Origin of the sequence: Nocardia sichangensis (assembly GCF_047200615.1) — a bacterium.
Classification (GTDB): domain Bacteria; phylum Actinomycetota; class Actinomycetes; order Mycobacteriales; family Mycobacteriaceae; genus Nocardia; species Nocardia sichangensis.
In genome coordinates this window covers 1-696 of sequence record NZ_JBJZOK010000130.1, presented here as the reverse complement: position 1 = coordinate 696, position 696 = coordinate 1, and the positions used below count along the sequence as shown (strand labels likewise).

General features: G+C 63.8%; 1 protein-coding gene. It reads right to left on the bottom strand.

Features of this window, described 5'->3' with window-relative positions; genetic code table 11:
• Nucleotides 1-632, bottom strand: a 632-nt coding sequence (locus ACL03I_RS39450) for an IS256 family transposase (RefSeq protein ID WP_412808665.1), incomplete at its 3' end; no start/stop codon positions are given.
• Between the last annotated feature and the right edge of the window lie 64 nt (nucleotides 633-696).

Sequence of the window (696 nt, the reverse complement as noted above, 5' to 3'; positions counted from 1 at the left end):
GTGACGCTGACTCCGATCGCGGCGTAGATCGGCCGGTTGGCGACCTGACCGTCTCGGACCTTCACCACGATCGCATCGATGAAGACGGCCACATAAACCTCATCCAGCGGCCGACTGGCCCATTCCTGCATTTCCGCGACCACCTTGTCGGTGATACGAGAAACGGTCTCCTTCGACACCGACGCGCCGTAGATCTCGGCGAAATGCGTCGAGATCTCCCCGGTGGTCAGGCCTTTGGCATACAGCGACAGCACGATCTCATCCACCCCGGTCAACCGGCGCTGGCGCTTGCGCACGATCTGAGGTTCGAAACTGCCGTCGCGGTCGCGGGGCACCTCGATCGGCACCGGCCCGGTCGTCTCGGTCAGCACCGTTTTCGGTCTGGTCCCGTTGCGCACGTTCGCCGAGTCCCGCTCGGCGGGCGCCTGGTTCGGCTCGAACCCTAGGTGTTCGGTCATCTCCTCGTTCAACGCCGTCTCGAGGACGGTCTTGGTGAACTGTTTGAGCAGCCCGTTCGGCCCGGTCAGGGACAAGCCCTGTTCCTTGGCCATCCGCACCAACTCCGCCGCTGCCAGCTCCTCGGCCGAAGCCTCGGCCTTCTTCCTCGCCACGGCATCAAGTGTCGTCATCACGGCACCTTCCCGCTGAACTTCGTTCAGCGCGTCAGGCCGCAAACACCGTTAGATCCACAGTCCC